Annotated in this window: 22 protein-coding genes; 14 read left to right on the forward strand and 8 right to left on the reverse strand. The window is 63.8% G+C overall.

Features of this window, described 5'->3' with window-relative positions:
* The first annotated feature begins 185 nt into the window (after positions 1-185).
* The 7 genes from KDB76_RS01045 (at position 186) to KDB76_RS01075 (ending at position 6,688) form a co-directional block, all read left to right on the forward strand.
* Positions 186-929, forward strand: a complete 744-nt coding sequence (locus KDB76_RS01045; RefSeq protein WP_015268539.1) for a LytTR family DNA-binding domain-containing protein — start codon at positions 186-188, stop codon at positions 927-929.
* A 243-nt stretch (positions 930-1,172) separates the two neighbouring features.
* On the forward strand, positions 1,173-2,114 hold the full coding sequence (gene hemC / locus KDB76_RS01050) for a hydroxymethylbilane synthase (RefSeq protein WP_025337275.1): 942 nt from the start codon (positions 1,173-1,175) through the stop codon (positions 2,112-2,114).
* A complete protein-coding gene (locus KDB76_RS01055) occupies positions 2,111-2,878 on the forward strand; it encodes a uroporphyrinogen-III synthase (RefSeq protein ID WP_038408522.1) in 768 nt (255 codons plus the stop codon). The genes hemC and KDB76_RS01055 overlap by 4 nt, the downstream gene beginning before the upstream one ends.
* Before the next feature lie 45 nt (positions 2,879-2,923).
* The gene (locus tag KDB76_RS01060; protein WP_038408523.1) at positions 2,924-4,024 is read left to right on the forward strand and encodes a uroporphyrinogen-III C-methyltransferase; all 1,101 of its coding nucleotides are present in this window, start codon (positions 2,924-2,926) and stop codon (positions 4,022-4,024) included.
* A complete protein-coding gene (locus tag KDB76_RS01065; RefSeq protein ID WP_015268543.1) occupies positions 4,021-5,259 on the forward strand; it encodes a heme biosynthesis protein HemY in 1,239 nt (412 codons plus the stop codon). The genes KDB76_RS01060 and KDB76_RS01065 overlap by 4 nt, the downstream gene beginning before the upstream one ends.
* Positions 5,260-5,480: 221 nt before the next feature.
* Positions 5,481-5,987, forward strand: coding sequence for a disulfide bond formation protein B (locus KDB76_RS01070; RefSeq protein ID WP_038408525.1), 507 nt, complete (start codon positions 5,481-5,483; stop codon positions 5,985-5,987).
* A 230-nt stretch (positions 5,988-6,217) separates the two neighbouring features.
* Positions 6,218-6,688 (forward strand): Rsd/AlgQ family anti-sigma factor, encoded by a 471-nt coding sequence (locus KDB76_RS01075; RefSeq protein ID WP_023662697.1) that lies wholly within the window; start codon positions 6,218-6,220, stop codon positions 6,686-6,688.
* 9 nt (positions 6,689-6,697) lie between these two features.
* Here the strand turns inward: KDB76_RS01075 and KDB76_RS01080 are convergent, their stop codons facing one another.
* Positions 6,698-7,336, reverse strand: a complete 639-nt coding sequence (locus KDB76_RS01080) for an FKBP-type peptidyl-prolyl cis-trans isomerase (RefSeq protein ID WP_023662698.1) — start codon at positions 7,334-7,336, stop codon at positions 6,698-6,700.
* Between the two features lie 379 nt (positions 7,337-7,715).
* Here KDB76_RS01080 and KDB76_RS01085 point away from each other — a divergent pair, with 379 nt between their 5' ends.
* Positions 7,716-8,750, forward strand: coding sequence for an AlgP family protein (locus tag KDB76_RS01085; RefSeq protein ID WP_038408526.1), 1,035 nt, complete (start codon positions 7,716-7,718; stop codon positions 8,748-8,750).
* On the opposite strand, the gene KDB76_RS01090 is transcribed toward KDB76_RS01085, so the two are convergent.
* Complete coding sequence (locus KDB76_RS01090) at positions 8,726-9,208, reverse strand: TIGR02444 family protein (protein ID WP_038408527.1); 483 nt, start codon at positions 9,206-9,208, stop codon at positions 8,726-8,728. The two genes, KDB76_RS01085 and KDB76_RS01090, sit on opposite strands and share 25 nt — an antisense overlap.
* Positions 9,209-9,258: 50 nt before the next feature.
* Between KDB76_RS01090 and KDB76_RS01095 the strand changes: the two genes are divergently transcribed.
* From KDB76_RS01095 to KDB76_RS01105, 3 genes are all read left to right on the forward strand, one after another.
* Positions 9,259-11,169, forward strand: a complete 1,911-nt coding sequence (locus tag KDB76_RS01095) for an ATP-binding cassette domain-containing protein (protein WP_038408529.1) — start codon at positions 9,259-9,261, stop codon at positions 11,167-11,169.
* Entirely contained in the window at positions 11,169-11,756 is a 588-nt protein-coding gene (locus KDB76_RS01100) for a mechanosensitive ion channel family protein (RefSeq protein ID WP_023662001.1), read from the forward strand. Before KDB76_RS01095 ends, KDB76_RS01100 begins: the two co-directional genes overlap by 1 nt.
* Positions 11,757-11,955: 199 nt before the next feature.
* A complete protein-coding gene (locus KDB76_RS01105; RefSeq protein ID WP_015268551.1) occupies positions 11,956-12,588 on the forward strand; it encodes a LysE family transporter in 633 nt (210 codons plus the stop codon).
* Positions 12,589-12,636: 48 nt separating this feature from the next.
* Here the strand turns inward: KDB76_RS01105 and KDB76_RS01110 are convergent, their stop codons facing one another.
* Positions 12,637-13,389 (reverse strand): slipin family protein, encoded by a 753-nt coding sequence (locus tag KDB76_RS01110; RefSeq protein WP_015268552.1) that lies wholly within the window; start codon positions 13,387-13,389, stop codon positions 12,637-12,639.
* A 2-nt stretch (positions 13,390-13,391) separates the two neighbouring features.
* Complete coding sequence (locus tag KDB76_RS01115) at positions 13,392-14,738, reverse strand: nodulation protein NfeD (protein ID WP_038408532.1); 1,347 nt, start codon at positions 14,736-14,738, stop codon at positions 13,392-13,394.
* Between the two features lie 98 nt (positions 14,739-14,836).
* On the opposite strand from KDB76_RS01115, the gene KDB76_RS01120 reads away from it, so the two are divergent.
* The 3 genes from KDB76_RS01120 (at position 14,837) to KDB76_RS01130 (ending at position 16,307) form a co-directional block, all read left to right on the forward strand.
* Positions 14,837-15,295 carry a YbaK/EbsC family protein gene (locus tag KDB76_RS01120; protein ID WP_024087979.1) on the forward strand — a complete coding sequence of 153 codons (459 nt, stop codon included), beginning with the start codon at positions 14,837-14,839 and terminating at the stop codon, positions 15,293-15,295.
* A gap of 61 nt (positions 15,296-15,356) precedes the next feature.
* Entirely contained in the window at positions 15,357-15,599 is a 243-nt protein-coding gene (locus KDB76_RS01125) for a DUF2789 domain-containing protein (RefSeq protein ID WP_013970398.1), read from the forward strand.
* Positions 15,600-15,668: 69 nt separating this feature from the next.
* The gene (locus tag KDB76_RS01130) at positions 15,669-16,307 is read left to right on the forward strand and encodes a hypothetical protein (protein ID WP_024087980.1); all 639 of its coding nucleotides are present in this window, start codon (positions 15,669-15,671) and stop codon (positions 16,305-16,307) included.
* Between the two features lie 6 nt (positions 16,308-16,313).
* Here KDB76_RS01130 and KDB76_RS01135 read toward each other — a convergent pair whose 3' ends face one another.
* The 4 genes from KDB76_RS01135 to KDB76_RS01150 form a co-directional block, all read right to left on the reverse strand.
* Complete coding sequence (locus KDB76_RS01135) at positions 16,314-16,751, reverse strand: CBS domain-containing protein (RefSeq protein ID WP_013970400.1); 438 nt, start codon at positions 16,749-16,751, stop codon at positions 16,314-16,316.
* A 786-nt stretch (positions 16,752-17,537) separates the two neighbouring features.
* Positions 17,538-18,803, reverse strand: a complete 1,266-nt coding sequence (locus KDB76_RS01140; RefSeq protein WP_013970403.1) for a VWA domain-containing protein — start codon at positions 18,801-18,803, stop codon at positions 17,538-17,540.
* A gap of 8 nt (positions 18,804-18,811) precedes the next feature.
* The gene (locus tag KDB76_RS01145; protein ID WP_013970404.1) at positions 18,812-20,044 is read right to left on the reverse strand and encodes a hypothetical protein; all 1,233 of its coding nucleotides are present in this window, start codon (positions 20,042-20,044) and stop codon (positions 18,812-18,814) included.
* A gap of 46 nt (positions 20,045-20,090) precedes the next feature.
* Positions 20,091-20,594 (reverse strand): hypothetical protein, encoded by a 504-nt coding sequence (locus KDB76_RS01150; protein ID WP_013970405.1) that lies wholly within the window; start codon positions 20,592-20,594, stop codon positions 20,091-20,093.
* Positions 20,595-20,601 lie beyond the last annotated feature (7 nt).

Raw genomic sequence — 20,601 nt, forward strand, 5'->3', positions numbered from 1 at the left:
ATTTGCAGGAATGAACGGCAGTGTTCCACGGACCGTCTACAGTTGGACAGAGGACTGGCAGTGAATCTGCCGGCCGAGTGAATCTTTGGCCTTCGCACCGGTCTAGAGCGTGACCTTAGTGTCGCTCGAACCATACCTGTCTACGCTATACCTGTGCGAGACTCATTCAGGAATCCAGCGCAATTATGAATGTCCTGATCGTTGATGACGAACCCCAAGGCCGTGAGCGCCTTAGCCGGCTGCTCGGCGAACTGGAGGGTTACACCGTGCTGGAGCCTAGCGCCACCAACGGCGAGGAGGCCTTGGCGCTGATCGAAAGCCTCAAGCCCGATGTGGTCCTGCTGGACATCGGCATGCCAGGCCTGGATGGCCTGCAGGTTGCTGCTCGCCTGTGCGAGCGCGAGGCGCCTCCGGCGGTGGTGTTTTGCACCGGGGACGATGAATACGGTGCCGAGGCTTTCAAGGACAGTACCCTCAGCCATGTGACCAAACCTTTCCAGGCCCAGGCCTTGCGCGATGCCCTGCGCAAGGCCGAAAAGCCCAACCGCGCCCAGTTGGCGGCGCTCACCAGGCCGGCCAACGAAGGCGGCGGCCCGCGTAGCCACATCAGTGCCCGCACGCGCAAAGGCATCGAGCTGATCCCTTTGCCCCAGGTCATCTACTTCATTGCCGACCACAAGTACGTGACCTTGCGCCACGAGGCCGGGGAAGTGTTGCTCGACGAGCCGCTCAAGGCCCTGGAAGACGAGTTTGGCGAACGCTTCGTGCGTATCCACCGCAATGCCCTGGTCGCCCGTGAGCGTATCGAACGCCTGCAGCGCACGCCGCTGGGGCATTTCCAGCTATACCTGAAAGGCCTGGACGGTGACGCCCTGACCGTCAGCCGGCGCCATGTGGCCGGTGTGCGCAAGATGATGCAAACCCTCTGAGCCCTTTGCGCAAGGCTGTGGATTTGCTTGGGCCTTGTGGGAGCGGCCTTGTGTCGCGAAAGGGCCGTAAAGCGGCCGCAGCAAATTATGCATCACTGCCGAAATCCTGGGGCCGCTGTGCGGCCCTTTCGCGACACAAGGCCGCTCCCACAGCAAACCACGCATGGCCTGTTGATCCGTATCTGCTAGCGATACCGGCGATGCTGTTATCATCGACAGCATTTCTCTGGATCGGGGCGTTCCATGTCCACTCGCGAAATCCGCATTGCCACCCGTAAAAGTGCCTTGGCCCTGTGGCAGGCCGAATACGTCAAAGCCCGCCTCGAGCAGGCCCACCCCGGTCTGCTGGTGACCCTGGTGCCCATGGTCAGCCGTGGCGACAAGCTGCTCGACGCGCCGCTGGCAAAGATCGGTGGCAAGGGCCTGTTCGTCAAGGAACTGGAAACCGCCCTGCTGGACAACGAAGCCGACATCGCCGTGCATTCGATGAAGGACGTGCCCATGGACTTCCCCGAAGGCCTGGGCCTGTACTGCATCTGCGAGCGCGAAGACCCGCGCGATGCCTTCGTTTCCAATACCTTTGACAGCCTCGATGCGCTGCCTGCCGGCAGCATCGTCGGTACCTCCAGCCTGCGTCGCCAGGCCCAGTTGCTGGCGCGTCGCCCGGACCTGCAGATCCGCTTCCTGCGCGGCAACGTCAACACCCGCCTGGCCAAGCTGGATGCCGGTGAGTACGACGCCATCATCCTCGCCGCCGCTGGTTTGATCCGCCTGGGCTTCGAAGACCGCATCACCTCCACCATCAGCGTCGATGACAGCCTGCCGGCTGGCGGCCAGGGCGCGGTGGGCATCGAATGCCGCAGCGCCGACCAGCAAATCCACGCGCTGCTGGCGCCGCTGCACCATGCCGATACCGCCGACCGGGTGGTGGCTGAGCGCGCCCTGAACAAACGCCTGAATGGCGGCTGCCAGGTACCGATTGCCTGCTATGCAGTACTGGAAGGTGACCAGTTGTGGCTGCGTGGCCTGGTCGGCCAGCCCAGCGGCGGTACCCTGCTGGTGGCCGATGCCCGCGCACCACGTACTGCCGCCGAAACCCTGGGCGTGCAGGTGGCCGAGGACCTGCTGGGGCAGGGCGCCGAGGCCATCCTCAAGGAAGTCTACGGCGAGGCCGGCCACCCGTGAGTTCGTGGCGCCTGTTGCTGACCCGGCCTGCCGAGGACTGTGCGGCACTGGCGCAAAGCCTGGCAGCGGCGGGGGTAGCCAGCAGCTGCCTGCCGCTGCTAGCAATCGAGCCCGTCGCTGTGGACAACCAGCAACGCCTGTTGCTGGAAGGCCTGCAGGGCTTCCAGGCGATCATCGTGGTCAGCAAGCCGGCAGCCCGTTTGTTGCTTGAGCAACTGGCCGATGCCGGCCTGCAGCCACCCGTGCAAGGCTGGTTCACCGTGGGCGAGGCAACCGCCGCTGTGCTGCAGGGCTCGGGCCTGGCGGTGAGCTTCCCCCCACGTGGCGATGACAGCGAAGCGTTGCTGGCGCTGCCAGCCCTGCGCCAGGCAGTTGCCGTGCCGGCACCGCGGATCTTGATCGTTCGTGGTGTCGGAGGTCGCGAACTGCTGGCAGAGCGTCTTGCAGAGCAAGGTGCTAGTGTCGATTATCTGGAACTGTATCGTCGCTGCCTGCCGGCTTACCCGGCGGGCACCCTGATGCGCCGCATCGAAGCGGAACGCCTCAATGGCCTGGTGGTCAGCAGTGGGCAGGGTTTTGAACACTTGCAGCAGATGGCCGGCGCCGATTGGCCGCAGCTGGCGCGTCTGCCGCTGTTCGTGCCCAGCCCTCGGGTTGCCCATCAGGCCAGGGCCGCCGGGGCCCAACAGGTTGTGGATTGCCGTGGCGCCAGTGCCACGGCCTTGCTGGCAGCCGTGCAGCGCAGCGCTGCACCTGCCTCTTAAGGCGCTAAGCTGAATGCGGCGCGCCCCCATGCAAAGGATGGATACGTGAGCGAGACTGTCTTGTCCAATAACGATCAGCCGTCGGCACAGGCGCCGGCGGAACCCGTCATCACCCCACCTGCCAAGCGCTCCGGCAGTGGCCTGGCAACGCTGGCCCTGCTGTTGGGCGCGGCCGGGGTGGCGGTAGGTGGCTGGGGTGTCTGGCAGGTGCGTCAACTGCAAGGCAGCGAATTCAACCAGGGCCAGCACATCGAGGCGCTGAACCAGCGCGCCGAGGCCCTGCAGCAGCGTGAGCAGCAGATCAGCGCGCAACTGGCCAGCCTGCCGGCGGCCAGCGAGCTGGAAGACCGCCGCCGCCTGGTGGCACAGTTGCAGGGCGACCAGCAACGTCTCAGCCAGCGCCTGGAAACCATACTGGGCGAAAGCCGCAAGGAATGGCGCCTGGCCGAGGCCGAGCACCTGCTGCGCCTGGCCACCCTGCGCCTGTCGGCGCTGCAGGACATCACCAGTGCCAAGGCCTTGGTCGAGGGGGCGGACGAGATCCTGCGCGAGCAGAGCGATCCGGGTGCCTTCGCCGCCCGTGAGCAATTGGCGCGCAGCCTGGCCACGCTCAACAGCACTCAGCAACCGGACCGTACCGGCCTGTTCCTGAAACTCGCCGCTCAGCGCGAGCTGGTGCAGCAACTCAGCGCCCAGTCGCCAGAGTTCGACACCAATGCCGATGCCCTGGGCGCGCTCACCGCCGATGGTGATGGCGCCAGTCGCCTGTCCCAATGGTGGGCCGAAATCTCCAAGTACTTCCAGATCGACTTCAACGCCGATGACAACGTGCGTCCGCTGCTGGCCGGGCAGCAACTGAACCAGCTGCGCCTGGCCCTGAGCCTGACCATCGAACAGGCCCAGTGGGCAGCGCTCAATGGCGATAGCAAGGTCTACACCCAGGCGCTGGACGACGCCCGCAGCGTGCTGCTGGCCAACTTCAACGCCGACAACCCGCAAAGCAAGGCCATGCTTGACAGCCTCAATGCCTTGGCCGAACAGCCGGTGTCGGTGGTTACCCCTGACCTCAGCGAAAGTCTGGCTGCAGTGCAGGCCTATATCCAGCGCCGCCACCTGCCGGCCGATGCTGAAGGGGGCAAGCCATGAAGCGTGTCTACCTGCTGGCCGTGCTGGCGATCGTGGTCGCCGCGGCGCTAGGTATCGCGGTCGCCAAGCACAGCGGCTACGTGCTGATCTCCTATGGCAGCTTCCGCTACCAGTCGGGGCTGTGGGCGGCCCTGGCCGGCTTGCTGGTTGTGGTGCTGTTGCTGTGGCTGGTGCGCTACCTGGTCGGCCTGGTGCTGACTTCCAGTGGCGTGGTCAACCCGTGGTCGCGGCGTAATCGCAGCCGGCGTGTTCGTCTGGCCATCGAGCAGGGCCAGCTGGACCTCGCCGAGGGCCGTTGGGCCAGTGCCCAGCGCCATCTGCACCGTGCCGCCGAGGCCGAGCGCCAGCCGTTGCTGTATTACCTCGGTGCCGCGCGTGCCGCCAACGAGCAAGGCCGAACCGAAGACAGCGACAACCTGCTGGAACGTGCCCTGGAGCGCCAGCCGCAAGCGGAGCTGGCTATTGCCCTGACCCATGCGCAATTGCAGATGGACCGTGGCGAAAGCGACGGCGCGCTGGAAACCCTGCTGGCCATGCAGGAGCGCCACCCGCACAACGGCCAGGTGCTGCGCCTACTGCAGCGGCTGCACCTGGAACGCGGCGACTGGTCTGCCCTGATCCGCCTGCTGCCTGACCTGCGCAAGGGCAAGGTGCTGCCGGCCGCCGAGCTGGCTGCCCTGGAGCAACGTGCCTGGGGCCAGAACCTGAGCCTGGCCACCACCCGTGGCGAGGATGCGCAAAGCGCCCGTCAGGCTCTGGAGCGCGCCTGGCAGCAACTGACTGCTGCCCAGCGCCAGGAGCCACAACTGGTGCTGGCCTATGCCGAGCAATTGCGTCAGGTGGGCGCCCAGAGCGAAGCGGAACAAGTGCTTCGCACCGCCCTCAAGCGTGAATACGAAAGCCACCTGGCACGCCTGTACGGCCTGGTGCGCGGCGATGACCCGGCGCGCCAGCTGCAAACAGCCGAAGGTTGGCTCAAGGCCCACCCGCAAGATGCCAGCCTGCTGCTAACCCTGGGCCGTCTGAGCCTGCAGAACCGCTTGTGGGGCAAGGCGCGGGACTATCTGGAAAGCAGCCTGCGCATGGAACGCAACCCCGAGGCCTGTGCTGAGCTGGCGCGCCTGCTCGCCGGCCTTGGCGAGACCGAGCGCAGCAACCAGCTGTTCCAGGAGGGCCTCGGCCTGCTGGACGAGCGCCTGCTGGCCCTGCCTTTGCCCGAAGGCGTACGCGCCTGACCTACCCCAGGGCCCGCGCAAAGGCGCGGGCTCCGGGGACGGGTAACTTTTCTCTCGATGTAAGTTAGATCTGCAGTCCATTTCTTCAGACGTTTCCTACTGCACGGTTGGAAATTTCCTTCGTGATTCAGCGACTTGTCGTTGCTGTCGCGCCTTGAAACAAAGCGCGTCTTTCCTCTACCGTTTCAGGCCACTTCATTATCCCGGGACCTTCACCGCCCATGTTGCCGGCCCGTTTGCGCACCTTTTTCCTACCTGCCTGCCTTGCTGCACTGGCGGTACTGGCCGCGTCCTTCCACCTGGAAAGCGTCCTCGGGCTGGTGCCCTGCCCGTTGTGTTTCAGCCAGCGCCTGCTGCTTGGCCTGTACGCGCTGCTGTGCCTGGCGGCGGTGCTGCAGGCACCGGGTACGGCGGGCATTCGCTGTTACGCGCGGGCGACGCTGGGCTGTTCGCTGGCCGGGGCGCTGCTGGCAGCGCGGCATGTCTGGTTGCAAGGGGATGACGGGGCCATTCCAGTCTGCCCGGTGCCGCTCGGGCGGCTGTTCGAGCAATCCTGGGGCGAGGCGGCCCGCCAATTGTTGTTCGGCGGCCCGGATTGCAACTCGCTCACCTGGAGCTTTCTCGACCTGACCCTGCCCGAGTGGAGCCTGCTGGCCTTCCTGCTGCTGGCGGTGCTGCCCTTGAGTTGCCTGCTGGCGTATCGTTTCCGCACCCTGGCGAGAACATGACCTGGCGCAAGGTTGCGCCAATGGCACGACCAATGGCCGTGTAACAGGGTATTAAACACTTGTATGAACTTTGTCCGCTGCGTACCTTGAAGGGCAGCACGCGCGGGAATAATCTCCCAGCACGCATACCGAAAACACAACTGCTCGATGCCGCCTGCTGATGTCACCTTTGTGCTGCACGGTCGTGGTGCGAGGTGCAGCGGCATCTACCCAGAAGGGAAGAGATTGCCATGCTCGATAGTTGTCAGAACGCTCAGGAACGCTGGGGTGGGGTTCACAAACTGATCGACCGCTGGCTGGAGGAGCGCCAGGAACTGGTGCAGGCTTTCCGCGCGCTGCGCGATGCCAAGCCGGCCTTCGCCGACAAGGACACGAACGGGGACTTTTGCGCGCTCCTCGTTGACTACGTTTCGGCGTGGCATTTCGAAGTCTGCGAGCAGTTGGTCAGTGAGGCCAAGGCCTTCGGCGACGAGAAGGCGCTGAAGCTGGCCGAAGAGATCAACCCACGGATCAACGACAGTACTCAGGTCGCATTGGCCTTCAATGACCATTGCGCCAAGGGTGAGTGCAAGGACACCGAGCGCTTTGCCGAAAAGCTGGGCAAGCTGGGTGGCCTGCTGCACGAGCGCTTCGAACTGGAAGACTGCCTGATCGAAGTGTTGCACAACGCGCACAAGGAAGAAGGCGCATTACCGGCGTGAGTGTTGGCGTCAGTCGCCAACCGCCAGCAGTTCTATCTCGAACACCAAGGGGGTGTAGGGTGCAATCAGGTCGCCCGCACCCTCGGCGCCATACGCTAGCGCCGACGGGATCACCAGGCGCCATTTGGCGCCAGCGTGCATCTTTGGCAAGGCCACCTGCCACCCTTCGATGACTGAGTCCAGGCTGAACCACTGGGGCGTCTGGTTCTGGTCGAACACCGAGCCGTCTGGCAGCCTGCCCACATAGCGCACCTGCACCTTGCCACCGGCTTTGGGCTGCGCGCCCGTACCTGCTTGCAGTTCGCTGTAGAGCACGCCCTCCGGTAGTTCGTGCACGCCATAACGACCACGCTCGTTGGCCAGGAAGCGTGTTTCGGCAGCTTGCAGCTTCTGCATGGCGGCATCGCCTTCCTGTGCTTCCTGCTGCTGGAGCAAAGCCTGCATGCGTGCCTTGTCGAGTTTCAGCGGTTGCCCCTGGTAGGACTGGCGCAGGCCTTCTACCAGCGCATCCAACTGCAGGCCCGGTATATCCTGGCGCAGCCGCTCACCCAGGCTGGCGCCGATGCTGTAGGCGAGGTCATGTTCTTCGCTGTCGGCCAGGGCGATGGGTGCCAGCAGGCATAAACCTAAAACAAGATATCGAGGCATGGTCAGTTCCTGCGCCAATGAGCGGGGAAGTATGCCAGTGTTCCGTTTTGTATTGTGTGCTCGCGGTCCTTGTAGGAGCGGCCTTGTGTCGCGACACGGCTGCAAAGCAGCCCCCGGCAATATCTGCGGTGGTGCTGAAGTCCAGGGCTGCTTCGCAGCCCATCGCGACACAAGGCCGCTCCTACAGGGGGCTGTGCAATACAGATAACTGCCAAATATCAGCAATGATTTATTCAGCAACTACACTTGCTCGGAGCTGCAAGATAACAACTTTGCCCAGGCATGCAACGCGGCGTAAACAATACTGTCAACATGCCCTAGCGGCGGTAGCAGCAGAAGCATAGTATGAGCCGCAATCTCGTCAGCCAGGAGGTAAACCATGTCGGCTAAAAAGAAGCCAGTAAGCACGCCGTTACACCTGCTCCAGCAACTTTCGGGCAGCTTGCTCGAACACTTGGAAGATGCCTGCTCGCAAGCGCTGGCTGATGCGGAAAAACTGCTGGCCAAGTTGGAAAAGCAGCGTGGCAAGGCCCAGGAAAAACTGCACAACGGTCGCCTGAAACTGCAAGACGCGGCCAAGGCAGGTAAAGCCAAGGCGCAGACCAAGGCGCAAAAAGTCATTGGCGAACTTGAAGAACTGCTCGACTCCCTCAAGGAACGTCAAACCCAGACTCGTTCTTATATCCAGCAACTCAAGCGCGATGCCCAGGACAGCCTCAAGCTGGCCCAAGGTGTAGGCAAGGTTCGCGAAGCTGCAGCCAAGGCGCTTGACCAGCGTGCTGCCAAGACCTCCAAACCGGCAGCCGCCAAACCCGTCACCAAGGCTGCTGCGGCCAAACCTGCAGCCAAGCCGGCCGCCAAGGCCGCTGCTGCTGCCAAACCTGCGGCCAAGCCGGCTGCCAAGGCCACTGCTGCTGCCAAACCTGCGGCCAAGCCGGCTGCCAAGGCCACTGCTGCTGCCAAACCTGCAGCCAAGCCAGCCGCCAAGGCCACTGCTGCTGCCAAGCCTGCAGCCAAGCCGGCTGCCAAGGCCACTGCTGCTGCCAAACCTGCGGCCAAGCCAGCCGCCAAGGCCACTGCTGCTGCCAAACCTGCAGCCAAGCCGGCTGCCAAGGCCACCGCAGCCGCTAAACCTGCAGCCAAGCCAGCGGCGGCCAAAACGCCAGCCAAAGCCGCTGCTGCCAAGCCGGCCGCGAAACCAGCTGCCGCCAAGGCCCCAGCACGTACGGCTGCCAAACCCGCCGCCAAGCCAGCAGCTGCCAAGCCTGTTGCCAGCAAGCCAGCCGAAGCCAAACCGGCTACGCCAGCCGCCAGCACTCCGGCCGCCGCGACCAACTCGGCCACCCCGGCAGCTTCGGTAGCGCCATCGGCACCTGCCAGCACCCCGGCTCAGGCACCGTCTTCGGCGTCCTGAAGCGCTGCCGCCGCGACGCGCAACCGAACCAGCGCGTCGTGGTGGCGGGCCTGGTCTGGCGCCAGCCGTGCCAGCCAGTCGTCCATGGGCTCATGGGCGCTTGCCGGCCATTGTCGCGAACGCTCCTGCAAGCGTTCCAGCAAGGTTTTCTCGGCCTGTAATTCCAATCCCTTCACCTGCTCACGCAACGCCGCCAGCTGCGCATCACTTTGTGCTGCTGCTCGCCACTGTTGGCGCAAACTACGTAATGGGTTGACCACTTCGCGCTGCCAGGGCTCGGTAACCTCGCGCAATGCCTGTACGCGTTCGTCCCGCACGGCCACGCCACGCGCCTGCAGCCAGGTTGCGCACAGCAGCAGACAGACATCGCCACCCAGCGCCTGCAGTTCAAGGCAGGCGGCTTCCACGCCGGGCCTGGCGTACAGGGCCAGGGCGTGATTCCACAGGTCGGTGTGCATGGTTCCACTCGCGCTATGGGCCGAGGAAGCTGGTAGACTCCGCGACCATCATGATCAGACTATCCAACCTCACTTTACAGCGTGGTCCGCAGCGCTTGCTAGAAGGCGCCGAGATGACCCTGCACACCGGTCACAAGGCCGGCCTGATCGGCGCCAACGGCGCCGGAAAATCCAGCCTGTTCGCCTTGCTGCGCGGTGAGCTGTCGCCCGATGCCGGCGATTGCCAGCTGCCCGGTGACTGGCGCATCGCCCACATGCGCCAGGAGGTCGATACCCTCGACCGCCTGGCCGTGGACTATGTGCTCGACGGTGACGTGCGCCTGCGCAAGGTCCAGGCCGAACTGGCTGCGGCCGAGCAGGCCCACGACGGTACCGCCCTGGCGCGCCTGCACATTGAGCTGGATAGCGCCGACGGCTATACCGCCGACGCCCGCGCACGCAAGTTGCTGGCCGGCCTTGGTTTCACCAACGAACAGATGGACCGCCGCGTCGGCGACTTCTCCGGTGGCTGGCGGATGCGCCTGAACCTGGCCCAGGCCCTGATGTGCCCGTCCGACCTGCTGCTGCTCGACGAGCCCACCAACCACCTGGACCTGGACGCTATCCTGTGGCTGGAGGACTGGCTCAAGGGCTACCCCGGGACGTTGTTGCTGATCTCCCACGACCGCGACTTCCTCGATGCCGTGGTCGACCATGTGCTGCACGTCGAGCAGCGCAAGCTGAACCTGTACAAGGGCGGCTACACTGCCTTCGAGCGCACCCGGGCCGAGCGCCTGGCGCAACAGCAGCAGGCCTACGAGAAACAGCAGGCCCAGCGTGCGCACATGGAAAAGTACATTGCCCGCTTCAAGGCCCAGGCCACCAAGGCCCGCCAGGCACAGAGCCGGATCAAGGCCCTGGAGCGCATGGAGGAGCTATCGGCGGCGCATGTCGATTCGCCGTTTGACTTCGTTTTCCGCGAGTCGCAGAAAATCTCCAGCCCGCTGCTGAGCCTGTCCGAAGGCCGCCTGGGCTACGGTGACAAGGCGATCCTCGACAAGGTCAAGCTGCAGCTCACCCCCGGTGCGCGCATTGGCCTGCTCGGCCCCAACGGCGCTGGCAAGTCGACCCTGATCAAGAACCTCGCTGGCGAGCTCGAGCCACTATCGGGCCGCCTGGTACGGGGTGAGAACCTGGCCGTGGGCTACTTCGCCCAGCACCAGCTGGATTCGCTGGACGACAAGGCCAGCCCGCTGCTGCACCTGCAGCGCATTGCCCCCACCGAGCGTGAGCAGACCCTGCGCGACTTCCTGGGCGGCTTCGACTTCCATGGCGATCGCGTCGACGAGCCGGTGGTGAACTTCTCCGGTGGTGAGAAGGCCCGCCTGGCGTTGGCCCTGATCGCGTGGGAAAGACCGAACCTGCTGCTGCTCGACGAACCGACCAACCACCTCGACCTGGAAATGCGCCTGGCGCTGACCATGGCCCTGCAGGAGTTTGCCGGTGCCGTGGTGGTGGTGTCGCACGACCGTCACCTGCTCAAGAGCACCACCGACGAGTTCCTGCTGGTGGCCGACGGCAAGGTCGACATCTTCGATGGTGACCTGGACGACTACAGCCGCTGGCTGGTCGAGTATCGCCAGCGCAGCGCGCCGGCCAGTACCGCCCCGGTCAACCCGGACAAGACCGACAAGAAGGCCCAACGCCAGGCTGCCGCAGCCTTGCGTCAGCAACTGGCCCCGCACAAGAAGGCTGCCGACAAGCTGGAAGCCGAGCTCAACCAGGTGCACGCGCAACTGGCCGAGATCGAGACCGCGCTGGGTGATGGTGGCCTCTACGACGCTTCGCGCAAGGACGAGTTGCGTGACCTGCTGGCGCGCCAGACCAAGCTGAAGCAGCGCGAAGGCGAACTGGAAGAGGCCTGGATGGAAGCGCTGGAAACCCTCGAAAGCATGCAGGCCGAGCTCGAGGCGCTGTCCTGATGGAGGAACTGCGTTCGCTGCTGCCAGGGCAATGGATGGACACCTTCTGGCTGGGCTTGCAGATCCTGTTGATCCTGGTAGCGGCCTTCGTTCTGCAGCGCATTGTTGCACGCGGGCTGAGCCGCCTGGGCCAGCGCTACCCGTTGCCGCCGGAATTGCTGGTGCCGGTGCGTGGCGGCCTGCGCTGGCTGATCATGGGCAGCGCGTTGCTGTTTGTGCTGGAGCGCCTGGGTGTGTCGGCGACCGTGCTGTGGACAGCACTGTCCGGCTTCGTCGCGGTGGCGGCAGTGGCTTTCTTCGCCATGTGGAGCGTGCTGTCCAACCTGCTGTGCGCGGTGCTGATCTTCACCGTCGGGCCGTTTCGTATTGGTGATGTGGTCGAACTGGTCGACACCCTCGACAAGCCGGGCGTCAAGGGCCGGGTGATTGCCATCAACCTGCTGTTCACCACGCTGATGGAAATGCCCGAGGCGGGCGGGGCGCTGGTGCAGGTGCCCAATAGCCAGTTCTTCCAGAAGTCAGTACGGCGCTGGCGCGGGGCTGAGGTGCAGTCCATGCACAAAGAGTCGCCTGTAGAGGCTGACTGAACCTGCACCGGCCTCTTCGCGGGTAAACCCGCTCCCACAGGAATTCCGCAGCCCTTGGGGATTGCGCGATACCTGTGGGAGCGGGTTTACCCGCGAAGAGGCCAGCACAGGCAATACAAATCCTTCAGAAATCGCTGGTTATTTTTTCACCAACACCTTAGCTTAACGTTTTGCAACAAATGTCCGAGCGAGGTGTGTGATGTCGATGGAAGTGTGGTTGGGCTTCTTTGCCGCCTGTTGGGTGATCAGCCTTTCACCCGGCGCCGGGGCGATTGCCTCGATGTCCAGTGGCCTGCAATACGGTTTTTGGCGTGGTTACTGGAACGCCCTGGGCCTGCAACTGGGCCTGATCCTGCAGATCGCCATCATCGCCGCCGGCGTCGGCGCTGTTCTGGCTGCCTCGGCCACGGCGTTCCAGATCATCAAATGGTTCGGTGTCGCCTACCTTGTCTACCTGGCCTACAAACAGTGGCGTGCGCTGCCCTTGGACATGAGCGATGAATCCGCCGTGCGTCCGATCGGCAAACCGCTTAGCCTGGTGTTCCGTGGTTTCCTGGTCAACGTCAGCAACCCCAAGGCGCTGGTGTTCATGCTGGCGGTGCTGCCGCAGTTCATCAATCCGCATGAACCGCTGTTGCCCCAGTATGTGGCGATCACCGTGACCATGGTCGCCGTGGATATGCTGGTGATGGCGGGGTATACCGGGTTGGCTGCGCGGGTGTTGCGCCTGCTGCGTACGCCCAAACAGCAGAAGCGTTTGAACCGGACTTTCGCCGGGTTGTTCATTGGCGCGGCCACCTTCCTGGCGACTCTGCGTCGCGCGCCAGTCTGACAGACCGTATGTAGGCCATTCGCGGGCTTGCCCGCGAATGGGCCACCTCTATTTCTGCTTGTCCACCAGCCCCTTGAGCAAATCCACCGGCAGTGGAAAGACGATGGTCGAGCTCTTGTCCCCGGCAATCGTCCCCAGCGTCTGCATGTAGCGCAACTGCATCGCCCCTGGCTCCTTGCTCAGCATCTGCGCCGCCTGCATCAACTTCTCCGACGCCTGCAACTCACCCTCGGCATGGATCACCTTGGCCCGCCTTTCACGCTCGGCCTCGGCCTGGCGGGCAATGGCGCGCACCATCGATTCGTTGAGATCGACGTGCTTGATCTCGACGTTGGCCACCTTGATACCCCAGGCATCGGTCTGTGCATCGAGCACCTGGCGAATGTCCGAGTTCAGTTGCTCGCGTTCGGCCAACAGTTCATCCAGTTCGTGCTTGCCGAGCACCGCGCGCAGCGTGGTCTGGGCCAGCTGGCTGGTCGCCACGAGGAAATCTTCGACCTGGATGATCGCCTTCTGCGGGTCGAGCACTCGGAAGTAGAGCACGGCGTTGACCTTGACCGAGACGTTGTCGCGGGTGATCACATCCTGAGGTGGTACATCCAGCACCACGGTGCGCAGGTCGACCCGCACCATTTGCTGGATTACCGGGATCAGCAGGATCAGCCCCGGCCCCTTCACCTGCCAGAAGCGCCCCAGTTGGAACACCACGCCGCGCTCGTATTCACGCAGGATGCGGAACGCCGACAGCAACAGCATCGCCAGCACGATCAGCACCGCGCCGAAGCCCAATTGCATGAACATGGTCATTCTCCTTGCGCCGCGGGCGCGGCGGCGCTCACTTCCAGCATGACGCCATGGCGCGCGGTCACCCGCACGTTCTGGCCCGCTTGCAGTGGCGTTGCACACTGCGCCTGCCATTGCTCGCCCTGGGCCAGCACAAAGCCACAGAACGGGTTGCCCGCCATCACCTGTGTGACGGTGACCAGGCTGCCGACCAGGCCGGCGTCACCGCTGACCAGCGCCCGTCGGCGGGCCTTGAGGGCCATGCCCAGCACGCCGCCGATCAGCAGCGCCGAGAACACCGCCAGGATGCCGATCAGGGTCAACGGGATACCGAAACCGGGGGCGTCAGTGTCGATCAGGATCAGCGCGCCGACCACGAAGGCGACAATGCCGCCAAAGCCGACCACGCCGAAACTGGGCAGAAAGGCTTCGGCAATCATGAAGGCGATGCCGAGCAATATCAGCGCCACCCCGGCGAAGCTCACCGGCAACAGCTGCAGGGCATATAGCGCCAGCAGCAGGCATATACCGCCGATCACGCCGCCGACCGTCGAGCCGGGATTCATGAATTCGAACAGCAGGCCGTACACACCGATCATGATCAGAATCAGCGCCACGCTGGGGTTGGTGATGACTGCGAGCACCCGTGTGCGCCAGTCCGGCAGGTGCTCGATGAGGCTGGCGCCGGCAGTCTGCAGTTGCTGGGGCTGGCCAGCGACAGTGAGCGTTTTGCCATCGAGCTTGTGCAGCAGGTCACGCAGGTCATCGGCCATCAGGTCGATAACGTCAAGCCTCAAGGCCTCGCTGGCGGACAGGCTGACCGCCTCGCGCACGGCCTTCTCCGCCCAGTCGGCATTGCGCCCGCGCAGCTGCGCCAGGCCACGGATGTAGGCTGCCGCATCGTTGACCTGCTTGCGCGCGAGGGTATCGTCATCGCTGCCTTTGGCCTTGTCATCCTTGGGCGTGCCTGGCGGAGCACCGACCTGCACGGGGGTTGCGGCCCCCAGGTTGGTACCGGGCGCCATGGCCGCGACATGGCTGGCATAGAGGATGTAAGTGCCGGCGCTGGCGGCGCGGGCTCCGCTGGGGGCGACGAAGGTTGCGACCGGCACTGGGCTGGCGAGAATCGCCTTGATCATCTGGCGCATGGCGCTGTCCAGCCCGCCCGGGGTGTCCATGCGGATAACCACCAGTTGTGCACCCTGTGCCTTGGCCTGGTCGAGGCTGCGCACCAGGTAGTCGGCGCTGGCAGGGCCGATGGCGTCATCGACACCCAATACCCAGACTGCACCAGGCGCTCCCTGACCGCCTGGCGTGATACCAAGCAGCAACAGCAGCAATAGCCAGCGCCAGCAGCGGGCGATCACCTGTCGTCACCTCGTTTGCCTCTATTGCACAAGTTTAGCCCTGCCTGCTGGTACCCGGCCTAAAATTGGAAATTGGGGGGCGAAACCGGAGGTGCATCATGCGTATGGCAAAGACCCTGCAGGATCGCCTGGACAAGGCCAACTGCGATTACGACATCATTCCCCATCCACATTCGGCCACCAGCCTGGAGTCGGCCCGCACGGCCGGCGTGCCCGCCGAGCGGGTCGCCAAGTCGGTGATGCTCGATGACCGTCATGGCAACTACATCATGGCCGTGCTACCGGCCAACCGGCATCTGGACATGAGCAAGGTGCGTATGTCCGGCGCCTGGCAACTGACCCGTGAAAGCGGCCTGCCGAGCCTGTTCGGCGACTGCGAGCGCGGCGCCGTGCCAGCGCTTGGCGATGCCTACCAGATAAAAATGCTGCTCGACCCGAGCCTTACCCGCCAAGGTGATGTCTACCTTGAGGCGGGTGATCACGATCACCTGATCCACATGAGCATGGAGCAGTACATGAAACTGGTGCCGCACGCCGAAGTGCGCGAGCTTTGCTGATGTTTTCAAACCAATGCCAGGCGGGCGTCGTGGACGGCTTGCCTGGCTCTCAGGAGGAACCATGGAAGCGCCGATCCATCCCTTTGCAGACTTGTTCAAACAACTGGGGCTGGCTGACGATGCGGTGAGCATCGATCAGTTCATCGCCAGCCACTCGCCATTGAAGAACGACATCAAGCTGGTGGATGCGCCGTTCTGGACCGATGCCCAGCGTAGTTTCCTCAAGGACAGCATCATTGAAGATGCCGATTGGGCGGTGCCGTTCGATCAACTCAACGAAGCATTGCGCCGCCCTCGAAAATAAAGCGCCGAGCGGCACCTGACGAGTGATTGGCCGTTGCTATGCTCAGGAAAACAATAAGGGGATAGCGCGATGAAAGATCCCTACGCACCAGGTTTCTGGTGCTCCGTGACGATCCTGGGCACCCTGACGGCCAGTTACTTCTACGGCATCAGGCACACGCAACAGATGACTCAGGCGGTGCATTTCCTGTATGCAGCCGCGGCTGTCACTGTGGCGGTTGCGCTGGTGGCGCTGGCCTGGATCGCCTGGCAGCAACTGCACCTGAACAAGCGCGAAGTGGTGCAGGGGCGAACGTTGCTGGCCATCTGGAACACCAAGGTCGCGCTGCGCCGCGTCGAGACGGTGTTCGACCGCTATTTCTGGGGCAGCTACTGGCATTCGGGGCGTACCTTCGAAGAGGTCATGGGTGAGCTCAGGGGCACGCCGCTGGAGCAGAGCCTGGATGCCCTGAAGCGCCAGTGCCGGTTGCTCGACCGTGAAGTTCATGACCACCATCATCACTGGCTGGCCAATGCCCGCGACCTGTCCAGCGTGGCCCAAGCCATGGCCCGCGAACGCTACCAGCTGGATCTGGGCGAGCCAAGCAGCAGCGGCCATGGCAATACCGCCGTGCTCAACCGTGACCTGGAAGTGCTGGTGTATACCTGGTCGGCGCGCCTGCGCAGCTTCGACCATCAGCTGGACGAGCTGGAGCGCGCCTACCATTGAGGCGCTTCATTCGCCGCGGATGTATTGCTCCAGTTGCAGGATCAGGCTGGCTTGTTCGGCAATGGTTTCCTTGACCAGGTCGCCGATCGACAGCAGGCCGAGCAGCTCGCCGTTGTTGACCACCGGCAGGTGGCGCAGGTGGCGGTTGGTCATCAGGTTCATGCAGTACTCGAGGTTCTGCTTCGGCTCCACGGTGACCACCGGGGCACTCATGATTTCGCGCACCGGGGTAGCGGCGGAAGAGCGGCCCTTGAGTACCAGTTTGCGCGCATAGTCCCGTTCACTGACGATACCCACCACCTGGTTGCCCTCGACCACGGGCAGCGCACCGACGTTTTTCTCCGCCAGCAGTTTCAGGGCGTCGAGTACCGAGTCATCCGGGCCGATGGTGTACACGGTCTGGTGCTGGGACTTGGTCTTGAGGATTTGTTCGACGTTCTTCATACGGGCCTCTGCGGGTGGAAAAAGCGATTCTCTGAGTAAATAAAGCATCCGGCACGGCGCTCTGCACGGCAATGCAGGAAACGGCATGGAGTCGATTGAAAAACGTCATCGGTGGTTGCCGTGCCGGGTTCGGGCGCACGCTATCCCTGTGGGAGCGGCTTTAGCCGCGAACACCGGCACAGCCGGTGCCATGCACCGCGCTGGATTCTTCGCGGGTGAACCCGCTCCCACAGGTTCTGTGCAGGCTTTGGGCTCGCGCCATCCCTGTGGGAGCGGCTTTAGCCGCGATCACCGGCGCAGCCGGTGCCATGCACCGCGCTGGAGGTTCTGTGCAGGCTTTGGGCTCACGCTATCCCTGTGGGAGCGGCTTTAGCCGCGAACACCGGCGCAGCCGGTGCCATGCACCACGCTGGATTCTTCGCGGGCCCTCCCGCTCCCACAGGTTCTGTGCAGGCTTTGGGCTCACGCTATCCCTATGGGAGCGGCTTTAGCCGCGAACACCGGCGCAGCCGGTGCCATGCACCGCGCTGGATTCTTCGCGGGCGAGCCCGCTCCCACAGGTGCTGTGCAGGTTTCGGGCGCACGCCATCCCTGTGGGAGCGGGCATGCCCGCGAACACCGGCGCAGCCGGTGCCATGCACCGCGCTGGATTCTTCGCGGGCGAGCTCCCACAGGTACTGTGCAGGCTTTGGGCGCACGCTATCCCTGTGGGAGCGGCTTTAGCCGCGAACACCGGCACAGCCGGTGCCATGCACCGCGCTGGATGCTTCGCGGGCAAGCCCGTGTCTACAGGCAACCGCTCGCCGCCACCTCTTGGCTCGCTTCCTTGAGCGCTGCGGCAACGGCGGCGGCATCATTGGCGGTGTACACCCGCCCGCCGGTGTTGCTGGCTGCGCAGTTCGAGCCGGTGCTGGCGCTGATGTTGACCACATTGATCCGCAGTCGTGGCTGGCTTCTGGCTATTTGTTCCGACACGTTGCACACGCTGGTGCCGCAACTGTCCCGGCCATCCACGAACATCACGATCACCCCATCCCGGTCGCGCCCGTTCATCTTGCTGGCTGCCGCTTGCAGGCTGATGCCCAGGCCTGTCCCGCCCCGTGCATTCAGGTCGGCTACACGCTTGATGAGGTCGGCGCGCTGGCCTTGCCCGAAGACACCGTGATCGACCGGGCTGCGGCAACCATCGAAGGTGACCAGGCGCATGTCCACATCCTTGTCCAGGTCGCCAATCACCGAGGTCAGCGAGCTTTTGGCCACATCCATGCGGGTGAGCCGTTGTGGCTGGTTGTTGGCCAGCAGCTCATCGACGTAGGGAATGCGGGCCAGCAAGGCGATATACCAAGGGTCATCCTCCTTTTTCACCCTGATGCGCTGGTCCATGGAACCGGAGGTGTCCAGCACCACTGCAAACTCCGACGCCTGGAAGGCACCGCCTGGCGTACAGATTGCAGTCTGCGGGTAGCTTTGCCAGCGCTGGTACAGTGCCGGCCAACTGCTATATAGCCAGTAGAGCAGTAGCAACAGCAGGCCAAACAGCAACCAGGGCCACAGGCGCAGGGGGCGGCGTTCGACCATCACTGTGGTGCGCGTTTCCACGGGTTTTGGCGTTGGCGCGGGCTTTGGCTTGGCCGACGCTAGCTTTGGCGGTGGCGCGACAGGTGTCGGCTGCCCCCAGCGAATCACCAGAGGTTCCCCGTTGATGCTGTACAGGTTGGCCAGATCCGGTGGCCCGACCAGTGTGCGCAACGCCTCTGCGGCAGGTGCCTGGCCGCGCTTTTGCAGCTCGTCTGCCAACTGCCCGACAGCAGCCTGGCGCTCTTCGTAGCGTTTCAGCAGGGCTGCCTGCTGTTCTCGTCCGAGCGTGGCATACAGATGTGGTTGCCCCTCCAGCTCGGACCACCATTCCAGTATGCCGTCGCGGCCCTGCCTGGGTATTGCATACAGGTTGGCGATACCCGGTGGAAAATGCTGGCGAATCAGGGCCACCCTCTGTTCGAGGGCGTTGGCAGCATCCTGGCTGGCATCGGTGTCGCGGTTTACCCTTTGCATGGTTCTTCCTAGTCGCAATCAGCCGTGCTGGAGACTTCCTGGCTGGCATCCTTGAGGGCTGCGGCTATCTGCTCGGCGTCGTTGGCGGAATAGATTCGGCCACCCGTGTTCTCGGCGACGCAGCTGGCCAGGTTGCTGTTGCTGATGTTGATCAGGTTGACGCGCAGGCGTGGCTGCTCGCGGGCAATTCGTTGCGCCACGGCACAAACGTCCTGCTCACAACCGTCCGCGCCGTCGATGAACATCAGAATCATGCCGTCGCGGTCGCGGCCGTTCATGGTTCTGGCCGTCATGTCCAGGCTGGCTGCCAGGGCGGTGCCATCGTTGGGTACCAGTGCCTGGATACCTTCGATCAGGGCCGGGCGCTGGGCAAGCTTGAACACGCCATGGTCCAGCGGCGCACGGCAGCCATCGAAAGTCACCACACGCATGTCGACCGCCGGGTGCAGGTCGTTGATCAGGTGGGTCAGGCTGCTCTTGGCCACGTCCATGCGTATGGGGGCCTGGGTAAGTTGCGCAACACGTTGCTGATCGATGTTCGGATCATCATTGATGTGCTGGAAGAACCATTTTTCGTCTTCCGGGGTAGCGGCGACGTTGAGCAGCATCGAGCCCGAGGTATCGAGCACCACGGAAAATTCCGGCGGCTGTATCCGCGTGTCCTTCACGCAGGCGAACGGCGTTGTGTCGCGGCTGGCCAGCCAGTGCTGCAGGTGCGGCCAGCCGAACCACCAGGCCAGGGCCAGCAACAGCAGGCCAAGCAGCGGCAGCAGAAACCACGGCAGCCATATCCAGCGCCGGCGGGCCACCGGCGCAGGTGGCGGTACGGGCACCGGCGCGGGCTTGACTGGTGCCGGCTCGACCCAGCGTACGACCAGTGGTTGCCCGTTGACGCTGTACAGGTTGTCCAGGTTGGCAGGGCCGATCAGCTTGCGTAACAGGGCCGCCTCGTTGGCCTGGCCCAGCCCTTCCAGCTTGCCTACCAGTTGGCGTACTGCTTCCTGGCGTTCGTCGTACAGGCGCAGCAAGGCTGCCTGCTGCTCGGCGCCCAGGTCGTGGTAACGGTGCGGTTGACCTTGCAGGTCCGACCACCATTCGCGCAGGCCGTCCTTGCCAGTGCGTGGTGTGGCAAACAGGTGGGCAATACTTGGGGGAAAGTGCCTGACGATGATCGCCATAGCCTCTTCGAGTGCCCGCAGGTCGTCCTTGGCCGGGCTGGTGTCGCGGGTAACCCGCTGCATGTGGATATCCTGAAAAGATTCGGCAGCCGAAGCTGCCGAAAAGGTTTTACTCGTAACCCAGGCTTAGCTGAAGGCGGCTGACCTGCTGTTGCAGGTCCTTGAGTTTCTGCTTGCGAGCTTCGATCTGGGCGCTGCTGGCGTTTTGCGAGGGCGCAGCCTGGTTGGCCTTGAGCTGCTGCTCCAGGGCGGCGATCTGCTTTTGCACATCGCTCTTGTTGCCATGGCGGGCCTTGAGGGTACTCAGCAGGCCATTCAACGATTTCTCCAGGCTGGCCTGCTGGCGCTGCTGGCTTTGCAGGTCCTGGCGGGTCGAGGCCTGCAGCGCGCTCAACTGTGCGTAGACCTCGTTGAACTGGCGGTTCTGCTCTTGGGCACTCAGCAGGCTCTGCTCGCTGTTGCGTACGCCTTCGGCATAGCCTCCGCCATAGTCACAGTTGAGTTTGCCAATCAGGCTGGTGTCGCTGTCAGAGGCATTGCACTGCGAAGCAGTGGTCGCACACCCCGCAAGGCTGGCCAGCAGGGCCAGGCACAGGCAGTTACGCAGGAACATGGCGTGC

This window comes from Pseudomonas sp. JS425 (genome assembly GCF_018223845.1).
GTDB lineage: Bacteria > Pseudomonadota > Gammaproteobacteria > Pseudomonadales > Pseudomonadaceae > Aquipseudomonas > Aquipseudomonas asiatica.

What these genes read in the sequence shown, in the direction of transcription:
- KDB76_RS01045 (WP_015268539.1), top strand. Translation starts at nt 186, where the DNA reads ATGAATGTCCTGATCGTTGATGACGAACCCCAAGGCCGTGAGCGCCTT.
- hemC (WP_025337275.1), top strand. Translation starts at nt 1,173, where the DNA reads ATGTCCACTCGCGAAATCCGCATTGCCACCCGTAAAAGTGCCTTGGCC.
- KDB76_RS01065 (WP_015268543.1), top strand. Translation starts at nt 4,021, where the DNA reads ATGAAGCGTGTCTACCTGCTGGCCGTGCTGGCGATCGTGGTCGCCGCG.
- KDB76_RS01070 (WP_038408525.1), top strand. Translation starts at nt 5,481, where the DNA reads ATGTTGCCGGCCCGTTTGCGCACCTTTTTCCTACCTGCCTGCCTTGCT.
- KDB76_RS01075 (WP_023662697.1), top strand. Translation starts at nt 6,218, where the DNA reads ATGCTCGATAGTTGTCAGAACGCTCAGGAACGCTGGGGTGGGGTTCAC.
- KDB76_RS01080 (WP_023662698.1), bottom strand. Translation starts at nt 7,336, where the DNA reads ATGCCTCGATATCTTGTTTTAGGTTTATGCCTGCTGGCACCCATCGCC.
- KDB76_RS01085 (WP_038408526.1), top strand. Translation starts at nt 7,716, where the DNA reads ATGTCGGCTAAAAAGAAGCCAGTAAGCACGCCGTTACACCTGCTCCAG.
- KDB76_RS01090 (WP_038408527.1), bottom strand. Translation starts at nt 9,208, where the DNA reads ATGCACACCGACCTGTGGAATCACGCCCTGGCCCTGTACGCCAGGCCC.
- KDB76_RS01095 (WP_038408529.1), top strand. Translation starts at nt 9,259, where the DNA reads ATGATCAGACTATCCAACCTCACTTTACAGCGTGGTCCGCAGCGCTTG.
- KDB76_RS01100 (WP_023662001.1), top strand. Translation starts at nt 11,169, where the DNA reads ATGGAGGAACTGCGTTCGCTGCTGCCAGGGCAATGGATGGACACCTTC.
- KDB76_RS01105 (WP_015268551.1), top strand. Translation starts at nt 11,956, where the DNA reads ATGTCGATGGAAGTGTGGTTGGGCTTCTTTGCCGCCTGTTGGGTGATC.
- KDB76_RS01110 (WP_015268552.1), bottom strand. Translation starts at nt 13,389, where the DNA reads ATGTTCATGCAATTGGGCTTCGGCGCGGTGCTGATCGTGCTGGCGATG.
- KDB76_RS01120 (WP_024087979.1), top strand. Translation starts at nt 14,837, where the DNA reads ATGCGTATGGCAAAGACCCTGCAGGATCGCCTGGACAAGGCCAACTGC.
- KDB76_RS01125 (WP_013970398.1), top strand. Translation starts at nt 15,357, where the DNA reads ATGGAAGCGCCGATCCATCCCTTTGCAGACTTGTTCAAACAACTGGGG.
- KDB76_RS01130 (WP_024087980.1), top strand. Translation starts at nt 15,669, where the DNA reads ATGAAAGATCCCTACGCACCAGGTTTCTGGTGCTCCGTGACGATCCTG.
- KDB76_RS01135 (WP_013970400.1), bottom strand. Translation starts at nt 16,751, where the DNA reads ATGAAGAACGTCGAACAAATCCTCAAGACCAAGTCCCAGCACCAGACC.
- KDB76_RS01140 (WP_013970403.1), bottom strand. Translation starts at nt 18,803, where the DNA reads ATGCAAAGGGTAAACCGCGACACCGATGCCAGCCAGGATGCTGCCAAC.
- KDB76_RS01145 (WP_013970404.1), bottom strand. Translation starts at nt 20,044, where the DNA reads ATGCAGCGGGTTACCCGCGACACCAGCCCGGCCAAGGACGACCTGCGG.
- KDB76_RS01150 (WP_013970405.1), bottom strand. Translation starts at nt 20,594, where the DNA reads ATGTTCCTGCGTAACTGCCTGTGCCTGGCCCTGCTGGCCAGCCTTGCG.